This is a genomic window from Spirillospora sp. NPDC000708, assembly GCF_040299565.1.
GTDB lineage: Bacteria > Actinomycetota > Actinomycetes > Streptosporangiales > Streptosporangiaceae > Spirillospora.
In genome coordinates this window covers 96,605-111,077 of record NZ_JBEPCJ010000012.1, presented here as the reverse complement: position 1 = coordinate 111,077, position 14,473 = coordinate 96,605, and the positions used below count along the sequence as shown (strand labels likewise).

Annotated in this window: 20 protein-coding genes; 4 read left to right on the top strand and 16 right to left on the bottom strand. The window is 69.8% G+C overall.

The window, feature by feature from the left end; genetic code table 11:
* Positions 1 to 11 precede the first annotated feature (11 nt).
* The 12 genes from ABT299_RS11740 to ABT299_RS11685 form a co-directional block, all read right to left on the bottom strand.
* Entirely contained in the window at positions 12 to 431 is a 420-nt protein-coding gene (locus ABT299_RS11740) for a hypothetical protein (RefSeq protein ID WP_500250646.1), read from the bottom strand.
* A 316-nt stretch (positions 432 to 747) separates the two neighbouring features.
* Positions 748 to 1,044, bottom strand: coding sequence for a hypothetical protein (locus ABT299_RS11735; RefSeq protein ID WP_500250645.1), 297 nt, complete (start codon positions 1,042 to 1,044; stop codon positions 748 to 750).
* A complete protein-coding gene (locus ABT299_RS11730; RefSeq protein ID WP_500250644.1) occupies positions 1,041 to 1,532 on the bottom strand; it encodes a hypothetical protein in 492 nt (163 codons plus the stop codon). The genes ABT299_RS11735 and ABT299_RS11730 overlap by 4 nt, the downstream gene beginning before the upstream one ends.
* 27 nt (positions 1,533 to 1,559) lie before the next feature.
* A complete protein-coding gene (locus tag ABT299_RS11725) occupies positions 1,560 to 2,396 on the bottom strand; it encodes a deazapurine DNA modification protein DpdA family protein (RefSeq protein ID WP_500250643.1) in 837 nt (278 codons plus the stop codon).
* A 71-nt stretch (positions 2,397 to 2,467) separates the two neighbouring features.
* Positions 2,468 to 2,758, bottom strand: coding sequence for a hypothetical protein (locus ABT299_RS11720; protein WP_500250642.1), 291 nt, complete (start codon positions 2,756 to 2,758; stop codon positions 2,468 to 2,470).
* Complete coding sequence (locus tag ABT299_RS11715; RefSeq protein ID WP_500250641.1) at positions 2,755 to 3,306, bottom strand: hypothetical protein; 552 nt, start codon at positions 3,304 to 3,306, stop codon at positions 2,755 to 2,757. Before ABT299_RS11715 ends, ABT299_RS11720 begins: the two co-directional genes overlap by 4 nt.
* On the bottom strand, positions 3,303 to 3,683 hold the full coding sequence (locus ABT299_RS11710; RefSeq protein ID WP_500250640.1) for a hypothetical protein: 381 nt from the start codon (positions 3,681 to 3,683) through the stop codon (positions 3,303 to 3,305). The genes ABT299_RS11715 and ABT299_RS11710 overlap by 4 nt, the downstream gene beginning before the upstream one ends.
* Entirely contained in the window at positions 3,683 to 4,132 is a 450-nt protein-coding gene (locus ABT299_RS11705; RefSeq protein WP_500250639.1) for a hypothetical protein, read from the bottom strand. Before ABT299_RS11705 ends, ABT299_RS11710 begins: the two co-directional genes overlap by 1 nt.
* Entirely contained in the window at positions 4,129 to 4,593 is a 465-nt protein-coding gene (locus ABT299_RS11700) for a hypothetical protein (protein ID WP_500250638.1), read from the bottom strand. The genes ABT299_RS11705 and ABT299_RS11700 overlap by 4 nt, the downstream gene beginning before the upstream one ends.
* Positions 4,590 to 5,621: a RecT family recombinase gene (locus ABT299_RS11695; RefSeq protein ID WP_500250637.1), complete on the bottom strand. Its 1,032-nt coding sequence runs from the start codon at positions 5,619 to 5,621 to the stop codon at positions 4,590 to 4,592. Before ABT299_RS11695 ends, ABT299_RS11700 begins: the two co-directional genes overlap by 4 nt.
* Positions 5,618 to 5,833 (bottom strand): hypothetical protein, encoded by a 216-nt coding sequence (locus ABT299_RS11690; RefSeq protein ID WP_500250636.1) that lies wholly within the window; start codon positions 5,831 to 5,833, stop codon positions 5,618 to 5,620. Before ABT299_RS11690 ends, ABT299_RS11695 begins: the two co-directional genes overlap by 4 nt.
* Positions 5,830 to 7,146: a YqaJ viral recombinase family nuclease gene (locus ABT299_RS11685; RefSeq protein ID WP_500250635.1), complete on the bottom strand. Its 1,317-nt coding sequence runs from the start codon at positions 7,144 to 7,146 to the stop codon at positions 5,830 to 5,832. The genes ABT299_RS11690 and ABT299_RS11685 overlap by 4 nt, the downstream gene beginning before the upstream one ends.
* 220 nt (positions 7,147 to 7,366) lie before the next feature.
* Here ABT299_RS11685 and ABT299_RS11680 point away from each other — a divergent pair, with 220 nt between their 5' ends.
* The gene (locus tag ABT299_RS11680; RefSeq protein ID WP_208244485.1) at positions 7,367 to 7,600 is read left to right on the top strand and encodes a helix-turn-helix domain-containing protein; all 234 of its coding nucleotides are present in this window, start codon (positions 7,367 to 7,369) and stop codon (positions 7,598 to 7,600) included.
* Between the two features lie 14 nt (positions 7,601 to 7,614).
* Here the strand turns inward: ABT299_RS11680 and ABT299_RS11675 are convergent, their stop codons facing one another.
* From ABT299_RS11675 to ABT299_RS11665, 3 genes are all read right to left on the bottom strand, one after another.
* Positions 7,615 to 8,520, bottom strand: coding sequence for a hypothetical protein (locus ABT299_RS11675; protein WP_500250634.1), 906 nt, complete (start codon positions 8,518 to 8,520; stop codon positions 7,615 to 7,617).
* Between the two features lie 263 nt (positions 8,521 to 8,783).
* Positions 8,784 to 8,990, bottom strand: a complete 207-nt coding sequence (locus ABT299_RS11670) for a hypothetical protein (RefSeq protein ID WP_208244483.1) — start codon at positions 8,988 to 8,990, stop codon at positions 8,784 to 8,786.
* Complete coding sequence (locus ABT299_RS11665) at positions 8,987 to 9,259, bottom strand: hypothetical protein (protein ID WP_208244482.1); 273 nt, start codon at positions 9,257 to 9,259, stop codon at positions 8,987 to 8,989. The genes ABT299_RS11670 and ABT299_RS11665 overlap by 4 nt, the downstream gene beginning before the upstream one ends.
* A gap of 259 nt (positions 9,260 to 9,518) precedes the next feature.
* Here ABT299_RS11665 and ABT299_RS11660 point away from each other — a divergent pair, with 259 nt between their 5' ends.
* Positions 9,519 to 10,001 (top strand): helix-turn-helix domain-containing protein, encoded by a 483-nt coding sequence (locus ABT299_RS11660; protein ID WP_500250633.1) that lies wholly within the window; start codon positions 9,519 to 9,521, stop codon positions 9,999 to 10,001.
* 492 nt (positions 10,002 to 10,493) lie between these two features.
* Here the strand turns inward: ABT299_RS11660 and ABT299_RS11655 are convergent, their stop codons facing one another.
* Positions 10,494 to 12,254 (bottom strand): recombinase family protein, encoded by a 1,761-nt coding sequence (locus ABT299_RS11655; protein ID WP_500250632.1) that lies wholly within the window; start codon positions 12,252 to 12,254, stop codon positions 10,494 to 10,496.
* Positions 12,255 to 12,910: 656 nt separating this feature from the next.
* On the opposite strand from ABT299_RS11655, the gene ABT299_RS11650 reads away from it, so the two are divergent.
* Both ABT299_RS11650 and ABT299_RS11645 read left to right on the top strand, forming a co-directional pair.
* On the top strand, positions 12,911 to 14,251 hold the full coding sequence (locus ABT299_RS11650) for a hypothetical protein (protein ID WP_500250631.1): 1,341 nt from the start codon (positions 12,911 to 12,913) through the stop codon (positions 14,249 to 14,251).
* On the top strand, positions 14,248 to 14,451 hold the full coding sequence (locus ABT299_RS11645; protein WP_500250630.1) for a hypothetical protein: 204 nt from the start codon (positions 14,248 to 14,250) through the stop codon (positions 14,449 to 14,451). The genes ABT299_RS11650 and ABT299_RS11645 overlap by 4 nt, the downstream gene beginning before the upstream one ends.
* The last annotated feature ends 22 nt before the right edge of the window (positions 14,452 to 14,473 follow it).

Sequence of the window (14,473 nt, the reverse complement as noted above, 5' to 3'; positions counted from 1 at the left end):
TCTGATGGCCGTCATCCGCTGGCCCTGCGGTGAGCGCGGTGGCGGCAGATGCCTTGCTCGCGGTAGGTGCGCATGCAGTCGATGCACCGGTAGGACCGCTCCAACGGCTTGCTGCGGTCCCGCCAGAACGCGGCCAGCGACAGCTCGAACCCGCAGCATGAGCAGCGGCGCCGCATCGGCACCACGCACCCGCCGCGCGGCGCTGGCTTCGCCCACGTCCACGCCAGCAGGTCGTTGATCGGCTGGGTGTCGGGCACCATCGCGGCCAGCAGCACGATCAGTTCCTGCGCTGTCCGGTCGGTGATGCCTTGCTGTTGGCACCACGTCGCGACACCGTGCGGGTCCAGGTCGCGGACGAAGCAGATGATCTCTGCTGCGGCGGGGAGATGCGCGTTCAACCGGACGTCGCGCTCGTCGACGACTTCGCTCACCGGTCGTGGCCCTCCCGGCTACGGCCGCGCCGGTGTCTGGCTGCGGCACTGTCGCTGCGACGGATCGCTGCGCGCGTCTCGGCGGTCATCGCGGCGACGACACCCCCGCCGTCCTGTGCCTCTGTGAGCCCCAGGACCCACGTGTGGCACGACCGCAGGATTGAGCAGCCGCGGCAGCCGGCCATCGCTTCGGCTTCTCGGCCTTGGGCGCGCCAGGTTTCGGGGACGAGGCTGCACGGGGTCGGCGGGTCGTCGGGCCCTGGCCGCGGTTGAGGCCTCGCGGTCCGGTAGTGGGTCCGGTCCAAGACAGGGATCGTCATTCGTGCCATCCGAGTTCGTCGAGGGCCTGAGCGATTCCGGCGTCGCGGAGAAGCCGGTCACCGATCACGCCGAAGGTGCGTTCCTCGACGGGGTCCGGCAGTACGTTGATGCGCTCGGGGTGGCCAGGCATGTCCTCGATGTCCACGTTCCTGGCCGCCGTGCAGCGGCGGCAGGCGCTGTCGCGGAGGCGGAGTGCGAGCCAGCCGACGATGGTCAGCGTCGCGGCCATGACGGCGACCAGGACGCTCCAAGCGGCCAGTTCAGTGCCGGTGATCACAAAGAGGTCGTTCACTGGTCGTGCGTCTGGAGGTCGGCGGTGCGCTCGGTGGCCGGCTGGTCCGCGCGGGCCTGAAGGCGGACCACTCCCGCGATCTCGGCCAGCGGCACGAGCGCCCGGCCGGCCTCCAGCTTCTCGACGGTCGCGTGCTGGGCGGTGACCGCGTCCAAGACGCCGCGTGCAAGGACCGTCCGGTCCTGGCTGCGCAGCTCCAGGCGGTGCCCGCGGTGCGGCTCCAGGAGCTCGGCCCGGTCCTTGATGGCCTTGGCGGTGGCGTCGGTGGGCGTGTGGGGTGCCGGGTCCTGGGACCTCTGCCACGCGACAGCGGCGTCCAGCGTCAGCAGCGCCTTGGCGAGGTTCTCGTTCAGGGCAGCGGCGGCGAGCGCGGCGGTGAAGTGCGCCGCCGCCAACTGGGAGCGTGCGATCACCCATTCCGGGGCGTCTTCGCGTTCGGCGTCGGCCAGGATGCGCTCGCCGTCGGCGAAGTGTTGGGGGCCGTTCAAGAGGAATCTCCTGTGTTCGTCGCGGCGTCAGACCGCCAGGTCGAAGGTGCTGGCGGGGAAGATGGATCGCTGGATCGGGTCAGGGAGGTAGGCCAGAGACTCGGTGACGCGCGCGTACCAGGCGAGGGCGTAGTGCAGGCAGTTCGCGCAGCTGCGTTTAGCGCATGCGGGGTCGGGCCGGTATCGGCCGCCAATGGACCAGGCGCCCGAGTCGCAGGAGTCGATGAGGTCGGCGTACTTGCGAACGCCGGTGGTCTTGAACCCGAAGGCGTGGATGGGCAGTTCGGGGTCGAGGTCGCGGAGGGCGAGCAGAATCTCCCCGACTTCGTCGGTGCGTTCCCGGCGGCATACCGACCCCAGACCGACGACGGCCTGCCATGTCAGGTCCACTCCGGCCTCGCCGTACATGTCCCAGCAGGTGAGGTAGTCCGCAAGCGTCTGTCCCTGGAGGGTCGGCATGAACGGGCATTCCTCGTCGGAGGCGTCCGCCCACAACCGGGTCAGTTCAACGAAATTGGAGACGGTGCGGGCCTGGTGGTCGCGGACGGTCAGCCCGGTCTTGGCGAGCATCAGCCGCTCGCACATCCAGTCCTGGGATGCTGCCCATCCGAGCTGCCCGATCTCGGTGTCGTAGCGGAGGACGGCGGCGACGTACTCGGCCGGGCTCGTCCGCCAGCCCCCGTACAGGTCGAGCTCGGAGAACCCGCCGGAGTCCAGCGCCCACCAGTTGACCGCGGGACGCAGCGGGCGACCCGACGCGAGCCGGCGCGCGAGCCTGCGGTGGCTCACGAACAGCGGCGGCATGTCCGGGTGATCCAGGTGGAGCCACTCGTCCATGTGCGTGGTGAGGTTCACGGTGAGCATGTCGTGCTGGTCCTTCGATCTGGTGGGGTCTGGCCCGCCCCGAAGCAGGGAGAGCAGGGCGGGCCAGACAGTCAGCGGCGCCGCGGGCGCGGGAGGCGATAGCAGCGGCAGCCCGCCGCGACTCGGCGGAAGTGCATTCGTGTGGCGGCTTGGGAGGCCCAGACGATCGAGGACACAGCCGCCGGGGTCCACAGCGCGGCGATGATGACCGTCTCGATCGGGCTGACGAGCTGCCGGGCCAGCGCCACGATCGCCGAGAGCGCAGCAGCGACACCGAGGACGGCACCGGCCAGCACGGCGCGGTGCAGGCACCGGGCCGTGCGGGGTCCCTTGTGGCGGGGCCGTGGCGCGGCGATCGTCACTGCCTGGCCCCGTTGGTCGCCGACAGCGCGCCCCGGAGCCGGGCGAAGGACCCGGACTGGTTGCCGTCTGCCGGCCGCGGCTCCTCCTGCTGCTGCACGGTGGGCGGCGCGGCGGCGTGGGGGCTGGCCGGCGCCTGTCCGGAAGGGAAGGGCGCCTGGGTGAATTGCTCGGCGATGGTCTGCCGGTTGGCCTCCTCGAACCGGCCCTTGGGGTGGGGGCGGCCGGTCTCTTTGACGATCCTGGCGACGTTCCCCGCGTGCATCTCCGCCTTGCGGCGGGCCTTGTCCGCCTGGAGGTTCAGGTCGCCGAGGCTGGCGGCGACCGTGCGGAGCATCGCCTCCTGCGAGGAGATGTCCCGCTCGATCGCCTCCCGGCGGCGGTGGAGCTCCTCCAGGTCGTGGGTGCGCTTCTGGTGGTCGCTCTGCAGCGGGAGGGCCTCGTCGCGGATTCTCTTCTGCTCGTCCTCGGCACGCAGGTGCATGGCCCAGTACTCGCTGAGGACGTCGTCGATGGCCTGGGCGTTGTTCTGGTCGCTGCTGATCGTCACGGGTTCGGCCTTTCTACGGTGCGGCTGCGGGAGGGCCGCTGCTTGGTCTTGCGGATGCGTGCGGTCCTGCGGGGCTCGTAGGGGGTCACGGTGTGCGCGGGTTCGAGGGCGGGCGACGGCGGCGGCAGGACGACCAGCCGGTAGGAGGCGGACCCGAAGGCGTGGCGCAAGACCTTGCCGCCGGCGGGGGTCTTCGCGGTTCGCATTCCGGTGCTCGACGCCGCGCGGGTCATCACGGCGTCCGCCGACGTCGGGGTCATGTGCAGGACGGCGGCCAGGTTCAGGTCCGGCAGCGGCACCGCCGGGTTGTTTTCCAACCAGTCGAGAAGGAGCCGCGCATCACGGATCTGCTGGTCGCGGGACGTCTGCTGAGCCATCAGAGCCCCAGGACTATGGCGGTGGGGGTGGCGGATGCCCGCAGGTCGGCGGCCAGCTCGCGGACGGAGGCGGCCCACCATCGGGCGCCACCGTAGGTGCCGTCGAGGACCGCGGTGAGGTCCCGGTGCAGTTCCGTGAGGGTCTCGATGTGGTTGTCGCCGAGGTCGCGGACCTCCGACCCGCAGCCGGCGGGGTTCCAGCCGGTGAACACCAGCGGACCCGTTAGGGGACGGAACACCGCGCCGAGGCGGATCGCCATCAGGGCGCCGATGAGGTTTCGGGGGCACCGGTCCGGGAGCGAGAACCCGCAGTCGTTGACGAATCCGGCCATACCGGTGCCGGGGTGCAGCGGGACGTGGTCGGCTCCCTCAGGGCCGAGTTCGGGCCTCCACTCCCCTCTGCGGATGCGGAGCTTCTGCTCGTTGTCGATCAACGCGTAGACGGTCATGTCCCTGTCCTGTCGTTGGTGGTCGTGCGGCCTCGGACTCCGGCGTCCCAGGAGTGACGTAGGAGCCCGAGGTCGTACGCCCAGGCCGGTTCGGTGCCGAGTTCGTCGTGGCAGGGGCGGCACAGCAGAACGACGTTGTCCGGGTCGGTGATCGAGCCGCCTCGCGCTCGGGTGAGGGGCTCGTGGCCGTCGGCGGCGAACCGGTTGCAGCCGGGCCGGACGCAGTAGGGGTGCATGTCCGTGAGGGCCTTGAGCATCGGCCGCCGCACCCGGTAGGCGGCTTCGGCCTTCCGGGAACGGGGCCGAAGCCGACGCTTCGGCTTGGACGCCGGCCGCCCGGAGTTGTCCGGGTCGGCCGAGTCGGGGCCGGGCTCGGTGGGCTTGTCCGGGGCGGCGGCCCGCTCCAGCGGCTTGCTGCGCTGGAGCGGGCTGCTGCGGCGGGGCATCGGGGACCGCTTCACGACGGCTCCCCCGCCTCTTGGGCGTTGTCCTGTGCGGCCTCCTTGGCGGCCTGGTAGGCGGCCTGGTGGGCGTCGGCGGCCAGGTCATCGGCGTTGGTGGCGGCCCATGCTCCGCGGGGCAGGTTCACCACGCTTGGCGGCACGCGATTGCCGCGGCCTGCCTGGTCTTCGTAGTCCATGAGCTGCCGCATCTCCGGGGAGGTCGGCAGGGACCTGGCTGCCTGGCGCACCACGGTCTTGAGCCACATGTCGTTGAACCGGGTGTGCCACAGCGAGTCGTAGGTCTGGTTGGCTTCGGCGCGCTTGTAGTCCTCGGACCATTCATCGCGGATGGCCTCGGCGCGGGCTCGGTCACAGAAGTGGATCTGGGACCGGACGTTGCCGGGCAGCCATGCGAAGAAGTACGCCACCAGCGGCGTCCCGGGGCTGATGATGTTCTTCTGGTGGGTGAAGTCGTCGGGGGCGGGTTTGCCCTGGTCCAGACGCCAGGTGTCGCCTTGCCGGATGTGGTCGAACACCGGGGACTTCACGAGCCCAGACCGGTACATCAGCTCCAGGTAGCCCCCGTACATCGGGATGAACTCGGCGTGCTGGCCGCGCGCCACGATCACCGCGTGCTTGCCGTCCGGGAGGAGCCCGAAGTAGGCGGACTGCACCAGCGCCATCAACACGCTCTGTGGGTGGCAGCGCTGGAGGCGGGTGTCGTTGTAGAGGGCGGTGAGGGCGGCGGCGGCGAACGCACCGGGCGTCACACAGTTCGGGAGGGAGTCGGCCCAGAATGGGGCGTGCGCGTCGATCCATCCCTTCAGGACGTCGCGGGTCGCCAGGTTCACCAGGCCGCCGCCGGCGTGCTGGTCGGCGTGCCCGAGCAGCCCTTCCGGCCGGTCTCCGGCCTGCCCGGTGGGGTTGAACGGGTTCACGGTCGGGGCGGCCCCCGCCCCCTTGCGGGGGTCGGGGGTGTCGCCGTGGGCGTCGTGGCCCTGGCCGGGGATGACCAGGCGGCGGACTCGGTCTTTCAGCGCGCTCATGCTCGTGTCTCCCTGCGGAAGCGGGCCAGCCCGGCTCGGAACCGCGCCTCTGCGGCGTTCAGGGCGGCGGCCCTGGCGAGCGCGTTGGCCTCCACCGGGGAAGATCCCTTCCGCCTGGCCGGCTTTCCGGGGACGGCCTCGTGGATGTCCCAGCGCGTGTAGCCGCCTGCGGCGGTGAACATGCGGACAGAGAAGGGGCCGGTGCTGCTCATGCCGGAGATCCCGTCTTCGCTTGGGTGGCGCGGGTACGGGGCTTCTTCGCCTTGGACTTGGGCGGCTTGTGGGTGCGCAGCACGCGGGCCCGGTACTGGCTGTACAGGTCCGGCCGTTCCTCCTTGAACCGGTCGAGGTCGAACACTTCGGCGGTGGTGACGTACTCGGCGGCCAAGTCGGGGTGGTCCTCGGCGAACCGGGTCCGGTTGAAGGTTCCGTTCGCGCACCACGACACGGCCTTGTGCCCGTCGACCATCCCGATCTCGGCGTCACCCATCGCGCGCCGGAGCCGGTTCTCGACTTCGCGGAGGTTCTCCTCCTCGGCCTTGATCCGGTCCTTGATGGCTTCCTTAGCGGCCTGGAGCCGCTTGGTCTCCTGCGCGTCGAGCAGGGTCACGGTGCCGGGCTTGACCCGCCACAGGTGGTTGAGGAGTTCGGTGGTGGCTTTGGATCCGTCCACGTCGGGCTCGACACCGCCGATGACGTGGGTGTCGTACCAGCCCTTGGCCCACTCGACGAGGTTGGCGAGGAACTCCTCGTCCCGCTCGATCCGGTACCACTTCAGGTGGTTGCCGCCGAGGAGGACGGCGACGTAGCCGGCTTCCAGCCCGGACACGGCCAGGCCCCAGTGGACCTGGAGTGCGACCGAGTCGGGGATGGAGTCCTCGTCGTCTCCCCATTCGTGATCCTGGTAGGCCGACCTCTGCTTGCATTCCAGGAACGCGGTCGGCTCCGGCGGGGCCACCTGGTGGCGGCGGAGCTTGGAGCGGCGGCGGCGGCCGCGAGCCAGGCTCGGGCAGGTCGGGCAGTGCTCGCAGCACGCTTCGCAGGTCTCGGGGTCGCAGCACGGCGCTACGTCGCCCGCGTCGGTGGGCATTCCCGGCTGGTGGTTTCCGCAGCCGCAGCCTTCCACCACCAGGAAGTCGAGGTTGGCGCCCATCCAGTCGGCGTCGGCGTGGACCAGCATGCCGGGGTTGGGGCGGATGCCGTGGTGGGACTCCTCGGCGAAGGCCTCGGCGATCACGGGCTCCATGCGCTGTCCCCAGCGCGCGGCCTCCCGGACGCGGGCCGGCTTGGTGTCGGGCCGGGTGCCGCGCATCTCGTGCCAGACGGCCAGCGGGGAGGAGTACTCCCCCTTCTCCAAGCCCATGCAGGCGGCGATCCTGGAGGCGGTCATCCGCTGCGCGCGGGCGGCGTCCCAATCGGCTCTGCGGGGGCGGGGCGGCAGCAGCAGCCTGCCGGTGGGGGTGGCCATAACCGTCGAGCGGGGCCGGGTGACGTGGCCGGCCAGGCTGCGGCGGGCCAGCTCCATGACGGAGATCTCCCTGTGGAGGGAGGTCGGCCAGGGGGGTTGAGACAAGGTTGCTACCTCAGTTCCAGAGTGGGGACATGCCTTGACCTGCATGTCTATGGGTATGGCCATAACCATAATGGGAGCACCCATAGAGCACAAGGGGTTTTATGGGTGCTCCCATAACTCCGCCCGCCCGAGCCGCTTCGAGCAGGTATGGGTATGGCCATACACTTGGCGCATGACCGACAGGACATGGTGGGAGTACGTGGTCCGGACTGCCGGCACCGACAATCAGTCGGAGATCGCCCGCAAGATCGGCCGCGACCAGTCCTCCCTGAACAAGTGGCCGCAGGGAGCGAAGCCGCGCGTCGAGTCGGTCCGCGCCTTCGCCGACGGCTACGGCCGGCCCATCCTGGAGGCGATGGTCGCTGCCGGCATCCTCACCGAGGAGGAGGCGCGACAGGGGCTGTGACCCCCGCCGCGAGGTCACTCCCCACCGACCAACGCCCGGACCTCATCCCACCGCTGCGACACCAGCCCCAGGACTGCCTTCTCCCGCTCCATCCGCTCGGTCGCCGCACTCCATAGCCGGTCGTCACGCCACGTACTGATCTCGTCCTCGATCAGGCCGCTCAACGTGGCAGGGTCCAGCGCGTCCAACTCCCAACTCGACCAGCCGTGCTCGCGGATGTAGCCGCGGGCGCGTGAGTCCGTCAACTTCGCCGGGTTCGGCGGCGGCCGGTACTGGTCCACCTGGTCGCGGTTCAGCGCGATCCGTCGAACCTCGGTGGCCTCGGCGCCGAAGAGGGCGAGCCGGTCGGCGATGTCGCGAGACATGTCGATCCCGCTGGGATCGTGGTCGCCCAGGTGAATCACCACGGTGGCCTGTCCGGCGTCGGCGTAGCGGGACAGCCGGCGGGCCGCGCTCCACAGCTCCGACTGGCTGGTGTAGCCGCGGCAGGAGAAGTAGGGGATGTCGTTGCGGTTGCAGACCCTCTGGATCACGCCGACCAGGGCGTCCTTCTCGATCCACACTTCGACCCTGTTGGGCTGGTCGGCCCAGCGGTCGGTGAGGTACTGCGCGGCGACCGCGTCGATGATCTGCCTGGGGCCGTCCCAGTGCGCGAGCCCCCGCAGGTTGCGGGTGCGGTCGACGATGTAATGCCAGTCGATCAGGCCAGCCAGGCGGGCGTCGGAGACGATCTCGCCGAGCCGCTTGTACTCGGACTGCTTGTTCGGGATCCAGTCGCGGGAGACGAACTGGTAGTAGAGCTGCCTCAACGTGAGGTCGTAGCCCTGGTTGGCGTAGTCGGCGCAGATCTCGTTCGCGCGGCGGATGATCGCCATTCGGTCCGTGGAGAACTGGCGGGGCACATACTCGATCCGCGGCATCTCAGTAGGTCCACGTCCCACGGGAGGAGGCAGTGGCGGCGCACCGCGCGATGACGTCATCGGGGAGCGGTTCGCGATGGTCGGCCAGGCGCTTGTAGGTAGCGCTGAGAGGGGCCGCCGCCGCCCGCGGGCGCTTCCTTGATCGTGCGCGCTTCGGGTTGGCTGTCGGCTGCTGCATACTCTTCTTCACGACCCGTTGTCTCCTGTCTGCGGGTCACGGCCTGGGACGGCCCCCGGATTCGCGGTCTGGGGGCCGTTCGCCGTTAAGCCGCTGTTGTGTGCTCCGGCTCGATCTGGGCGTGCCGAGCGATGATGTGCCTGGCCTCGCCGGCAAAGAGCGGGGCGAGCCGGGCTATGTGTTGCGGGGTGGGCGCAGGCGCGTTCTCGGCGACCTCGCGGTGCGCGGCCTGCCGGATCGCCGCACGCTTCTCGGCGGGCACCGAGGCGCGCAGTTCGGCGAGGGTGCTCACAGAGCCGCCCTGGTGGCCTCACGGCGAGCCCGCCGGGCGGCGGCGGAAAGCTTGCCCAGCCTCTTGTAGAACTGCCGCTTGGCCTCGTTCGCCCGGCGGAGGCGCTCGTCCTCGGGCAGAACCCGGTCAGGGTCGACCTGGTTCTCGAACCGCTTGAGGGCCGCGGCTCGGGCGGGTTCCGTGCGGGCGGCCGGATCCTCGGTCTTCTGCCACGAGACCTGTACTGCCTGCCGTGCCCGATCCCGCCGCTGCTCCGGGGTCAATTCCACTAACACCCCCCGTTCTTCTCTGCGTGTGGACAGAGGCTAGAACAGCGCTCCGCTTTTGCGCAAGATCAGAGAGACGTTCGCCGTCGGCACTCTGCGCAGAGGCAGACAGGGAGTCGTGGCGCGTAGGTAAGACGTGCCGTTTCGAGCAGCGAAAACCGCCCGCGTTCTGCAGCGGCGCTAGCATCCAGGGCGTTCCAACGCTGTACTAAGGCGATACCGTCTGCATCAGCGCGGACTGAGACCTCAGAGGGTGGAGCAGATGTCCGATCGAGATCGCATGCTGGAGGCCCGCCGGCGCCGAGAGGAGGCCAAGGTCGAGGCCGCTCGGCGCTTCGGAGAGTGGCTGGAGGGGGAGATGACCGCGCGCGGCATGTCCAACGTCGACCTCCAGGGCGAGATCGGCATCAACAACAGCACGATCGGGTTCTGGCGGCGCGGAGTCCGGATGCCCGACGACTGGGCAACGTTGCGGATGCTGGCCGACGTCATGGAGACGCCGGCGCCCCAGCTTGCCGTGTTGATCGGCTTCTTTCGCCCGGAGGAGCTGGGGGGCATACAGCCACCCGTCAGCTCCCGGAACCTCGCGTTGCAGTGGGTGCGCGCCCACCCGGAGGAATCCCTTGAAGCGCTGCACGATTGGATCCAGCGGGAGCCGCAGGCGGCGATGGCCAAGGTCATGCTGCCCATCGCGGAGTCATCAGCGGCCCGCCGGCAGCTCGGCATCCGCGGCTCCGATCGTTGACAGGCCCTTGACGCGCCATCACTAATTACGTCACGTGACTTTAATGTCGCATTACGCGTCCGTAATGTTTCGGTTGAATCACGTACGAACCGGCAGGTATCCAATCGCGGGCAGGCAGGCGTCCTCTTCATGAACCAGCCGGGGGTAGGGCGATGTCGGAGGACGTATTTGGGAGACAGGGTTGCGAAAACTTCTCATCCTCGGCACCGGAGCCGCCGCCATGGCCGTGTGGATCGCGCTCCCGGGCCTGCCTGAGCGAGTTCGGCTCCCGATGCTCGCGTGGGCCAGCATCACCGCCACAGTGCTACTGCTCAAGGCGATCGAGCGCCCACCACGGCACGCCGAGCCGGCCTACCAGGCCGGCTTCGTGGACGGATATGACGCTGCCGCAACCAGCGGACGCAAAGCTCAACAGAGTTAACGGCGCCCCATGTAACGGACCGCAGAAGTAGGCCCCGGCCGCCACGAGCGCGCCGGGGCCTCGCCACGTCATCAGGCCGCCTTGTCGAACTCCCGCCACGTGACCTTGATGCTGTCTTCGATCGGTATATAGCGCCGGCCGCGCCCCACCTTTTGGAGCTCCAGTCGTGTGAAAAGGGTCCTGATGACCTCACGACGACGCGGCAGGTTGTCGGCGAGCCGATCCCAGGCAGCCTCCACATCAGCCCGGTCAGGCTTCACCAGGTCGCGCAACACTGGGTAGCGCTGCCCAGCCTTGATCTGGTCAGAGATCGAGTCGAGTTGCGCCTTCAGGTTCCGTTCGGTCGCTGCGAGCAGCTCGTCGGACATCCCGTTCAAGCCGGCGTTCTCGTACAGCTGATCCAGCCGGGTAGTCAGGTCCTCTTGCCGGTCCATGAGGTTGCGCAGGTCCACCGCAGACCGTGTATCCACCATCATGACCTCGGCAGCCTCAGGCGACGACAGCCACTCGATGACCAGCTCGGTGACGTACAGGTCGATCTCCGCCAAGGGACGCGCGGTGCAGTGGCTGCGGCCGGGAAGTCTGCCTCTGCCGATGCACGTGTAGTAGCGGCGCCGGCGCTCGCCTGTGCCGGTCCACGCGGTGTTGCATGGACCTTCGCACACTCCGCACGTGAGCAGGCCGCTGAGCAGGTACTTGACCGTGTGCTCACGGCTCACCGCCGACGGCTTCTTCCCCTCCCAGGTCCCCCGCCCGTACTTGCCTGCCAGCGCCTGGTGGTCCTCCAGCGTGACCAGCGGGGCCCACTTGGCCGGGTACAGCTGCCCTCGATATCTCCGGTACCCGGCGTAGGTCGGATTCGCCAGGAGATACCGCAGGGTTACCGGCTCCCAACCCGACAGCGCAGAGGTCAGAATCCCCCGTTCGGTGAGCTCCCGGCAGATCGCGAACTCAGGATCGCCGGCGAGGGAACGGGGCACCACCACATCGGTGACGATGTCGGCTCTGGTGTACCACTCGATCCGGTGATTGTCGGGCGTGAAGAGGGGGCCGAGAGCCCACCATGGCGGCCTGCGCTTCCTCTGGGGCATGGCTGTGCCTGCCGCATCCCAGACCCGGTAGCCCAACGCCCACCGCCCAAGGGGCGTACACCACTGATCGGGGTGGCCCACGACCGCCAGCCACAGCACGAAGTTCACGCCCCACACGTTCAGTCGGCGACGATAGTCGGGCACCTGCTTGATCAGGTTGCCGGTCGTCTCGTCGTACAGCCGGTAGTAGCCGTAGGCGATCCCACCGTGCGGGTGCCCCTTCTCGGCCTGGGCCTTGGTGTCGCGCATGACTCGCTTGCGAGTGACTCCGACCTCGCGGGTCGCCAGCGCGAAGTACAGGTCGAGCTGGAAGGCATCGTCCGGGTCGGACAGGTCGTATAGACGACCCGACGCCGCGATCTTCACGCCTTCCCGCTCGCAGATCGCAGCGAGCGTCGCCCACACCAGCCGATCACGGGTCAGCCGCGACGGCTCCCACACCACAAGGACATCGACCTCGCCCGCCGCGACCTGATCTTTCAGATCTTCCCAGTGCTCCCGTTTCCCCTTGGACCATTGGGAGGCTCCCCGGTCATTGTCGACCCAGACACCCACCAGGTCCCACGACTCACGCGCGACGTGCGCGCGGCCCTCCGTCTCCTGCTGAGCCACAGACCTGCCGTTGCGCATGTCCTTCGACACTCGCGCGTAGATCGCTGCTCGGAGCCTCACGTCACCCGCTGCCCGCACCGCCGCATCGGCGGTCGACTCCTCTGCGCGGTGTCGGCTTCTTGCTGTCATGCGGCGAACGCTAGCCGAAGAACCCTTGACAGAACAGAAGTAGGAACTTTCACTATGACGTAAACGCGGACGTCTTGCCTCCTCAACGGCGCGAGGAGTACACAGTCTCCTGACAGCCATGACTGCCAGGCATTCCAGTTGACATCAGCGGTGACCACCGCCGGCACCGGTTGACGCCCGATCGGCGGCAACCGCAAAATCTACTCCTGACCAAAGCGCTGCCCCGCAAGCATCGGGCCACGCATGCACGTTTTTTGATTTGACCGGTCAAATGAGGCAACGTGCCCCACGAGATCCAGATGCAGAGCGCACGTGGCTAACCGTGGTGAAGGGCACGCCGCGGAAGGGCGTCTACCTCGACGAGTCGAGTTCGGCGACTACGAGCACCCGCGAGACCGAGGGTGCCGCCTACTGAACTTGGCACATCGCTGTCGCCACTTCCAGGCAAGTGGATGCCCTCTCACGCGACCTGCCGGACATCAGGTGCCAAGGGCCCCTCATACGAGAGGCATGGTGACTTGGCCGCCAGCAGCTCTGCACTGCGTCCATCGGTCTTCTAAACCGACGGTCGCAGGTCCGAATCCTGCCGGGCACGCCTTCCCCTGACCAGGGCAAACACCTACTGACTCACCAAGACCCACGCCCAGAATGTCCGCGTGTTAGCTCGAGCGGCCGCGCGTCTCACCGCCGACGAGGCTCGCGCGGACGCTGACGAGGCGCGCAAGGAGACCGGCCGCGCCGAGCAGGCCCGCCGGACCGCCGAGGACAACGCCGCGGCGGCCGAGCGCCGCCAGCAGCACACCCGCGAGGCCTACGCCGACGCCAAGGCCGCCTACGCCGAGGTCGCCAGCCAGCTCACCGACGCCCAGCAGCAGAACGCGCGGCTGCGCGAGGCGCTGCAGACCGCCGAACACGACCGCGACACCCCGCGCGCCGAGCTGGCCGCCGAACGCGACGCGCACGCCGCGACCACCGCCCGCGCCGACACCACCGCCCGGGAACTGGACGACACCCGCCGCCGGCTGACCGCCGCCGAGCAGACACGCGACACCGCGGCGGCCGACGCCGCGGCCGCGCGCGCCGAAACCGACCGGCAGCGGGCGCGCGCGGATGCCGCCGTCACCGAGCTGGAGGTCGAGCGCGGCGTCCGCGCAGCCGCCGAGGCCGAGCTGCGCCGCGCGCTGGAGGACGCGCGCGGACGCCGCGGACGTGCGCGAGCAGCTCGGCGCCGCCACCGAACGCGCCCGCGCCGCCGAGAACCGCGCGCAGGCCCTCGAACGCGCCGCCGGAGCCGAGTGACCCGCATGCGCACCCAGCGCGCGACGACGATGGGACCCGCCATGACACCCCTGGACCCGACCACCGCGGACGCGCCGGCCGACGCGCGCACGGTCGCGGTCAGGCCGGACTTGCCGTGCGCGGACCTGCCGTGCTCGGACTGTGGTGAGCCGCGGCTGCTGGCCCCGGCCACCGGGCAGCTGTGCTGCGGGAACTGGCGGTGCAGCGCCCTGGCCGCGCCCGTCCCGATCGGGCGGGCGCTGGACCGGGCCGTCGCCGCCGGCGCCACCGACCTGTGCCCCGCCGGGTGGCCCCGCCCGCTGCACCGCGACCCCCGCCACGGTGCGCTCGCGGGGCCGTGGGTCACCCCGGGCGCCCGCCTGGCCCGCGCGCAGCAGCAGTGGCTCTGCCAGACCTGCGGGACCCAGGCGCCGTTCTACGCGGTGCTGGTGGTCGACGCGTCCGGGAGCGCGCGGACTCCCGCACCGCAGCACGACCGGTGCGCGGCGCTGGCGGCCGCGGTGTGCCCGGCGCTGCGCCGCGGCGCCGCCGACGGGTCCGCGCGGCCCGTCACCGTGACCCGCGCCGACATCGACACCGCCGGGTACATCGCCCCGGAACTCGGCATGACCGAGCGGTGGACCCTCGCCCCGGCCGCGGCCGCCGCAGCCGGGCTCGACCCGACTCATCCAGACGAGGAGCTCCACGATGACCGATGACGCCACCCGGGCGCGGTACCTGGCCTGGACACCCCTACGACGAGACGCACGTGCGGGCGGTCCTGGACCGGGTCAAGGCGGTGATGGCCGAGGACTGGCCTCGCCGGGCGAGGCTCGGGGAGCTGGCCTTCAAGGTCAAGCCCGGCGAGTGGGTCGACCTGGTGCAGTACCTGACGCGTGAGAGGCCTTCGCAGCCGTGACCACCGGAGGCGCGTGATGACC

Coding starts and splice junctions, on each gene's coding strand:
- ABT299_RS11675 (WP_500250634.1), bottom strand. CDS start 8,520: ATGCCGCGGATCGAGTATGTGCCCCGCCAGTTCTCCACGGACCGAATG.
- ABT299_RS11655 (WP_500250632.1), bottom strand. CDS start 12,254: ATGACAGCAAGAAGCCGACACCGCGCAGAGGAGTCGACCGCCGATGCG.
- ABT299_RS11705 (WP_500250639.1), bottom strand. CDS start 4,132: ATGACCGTCTACGCGTTGATCGACAACGAGCAGAAGCTCCGCATCCGC.
- ABT299_RS11695 (WP_500250637.1), bottom strand. CDS start 5,621: ATGAGCGCGCTGAAAGACCGAGTCCGCCGCCTGGTCATCCCCGGCCAG.
- ABT299_RS11685 (WP_500250635.1), bottom strand. CDS start 7,146: ATGGAGCTGGCCCGCCGCAGCCTGGCCGGCCACGTCACCCGGCCCCGC.
- ABT299_RS11710 (WP_500250640.1), bottom strand. CDS start 3,683: ATGGCTCAGCAGACGTCCCGCGACCAGCAGATCCGTGATGCGCGGCTC.
- ABT299_RS11690 (WP_500250636.1), bottom strand. CDS start 5,833: ATGAGCAGCACCGGCCCCTTCTCTGTCCGCATGTTCACCGCCGCAGGC.
- ABT299_RS11725 (WP_500250643.1), bottom strand. CDS start 2,396: ATGCTCACCGTGAACCTCACCACGCACATGGACGAGTGGCTCCACCTG.
- ABT299_RS11660 (WP_500250633.1), top strand. CDS start 9,519: ATGTCCGATCGAGATCGCATGCTGGAGGCCCGCCGGCGCCGAGAGGAG.
- ABT299_RS11645 (WP_500250630.1), top strand. CDS start 14,248: ATGACGCCACCCGGGCGCGGTACCTGGCCTGGACACCCCTACGACGAG.
- ABT299_RS11680 (WP_208244485.1), top strand. CDS start 7,367: ATGACCGACAGGACATGGTGGGAGTACGTGGTCCGGACTGCCGGCACC.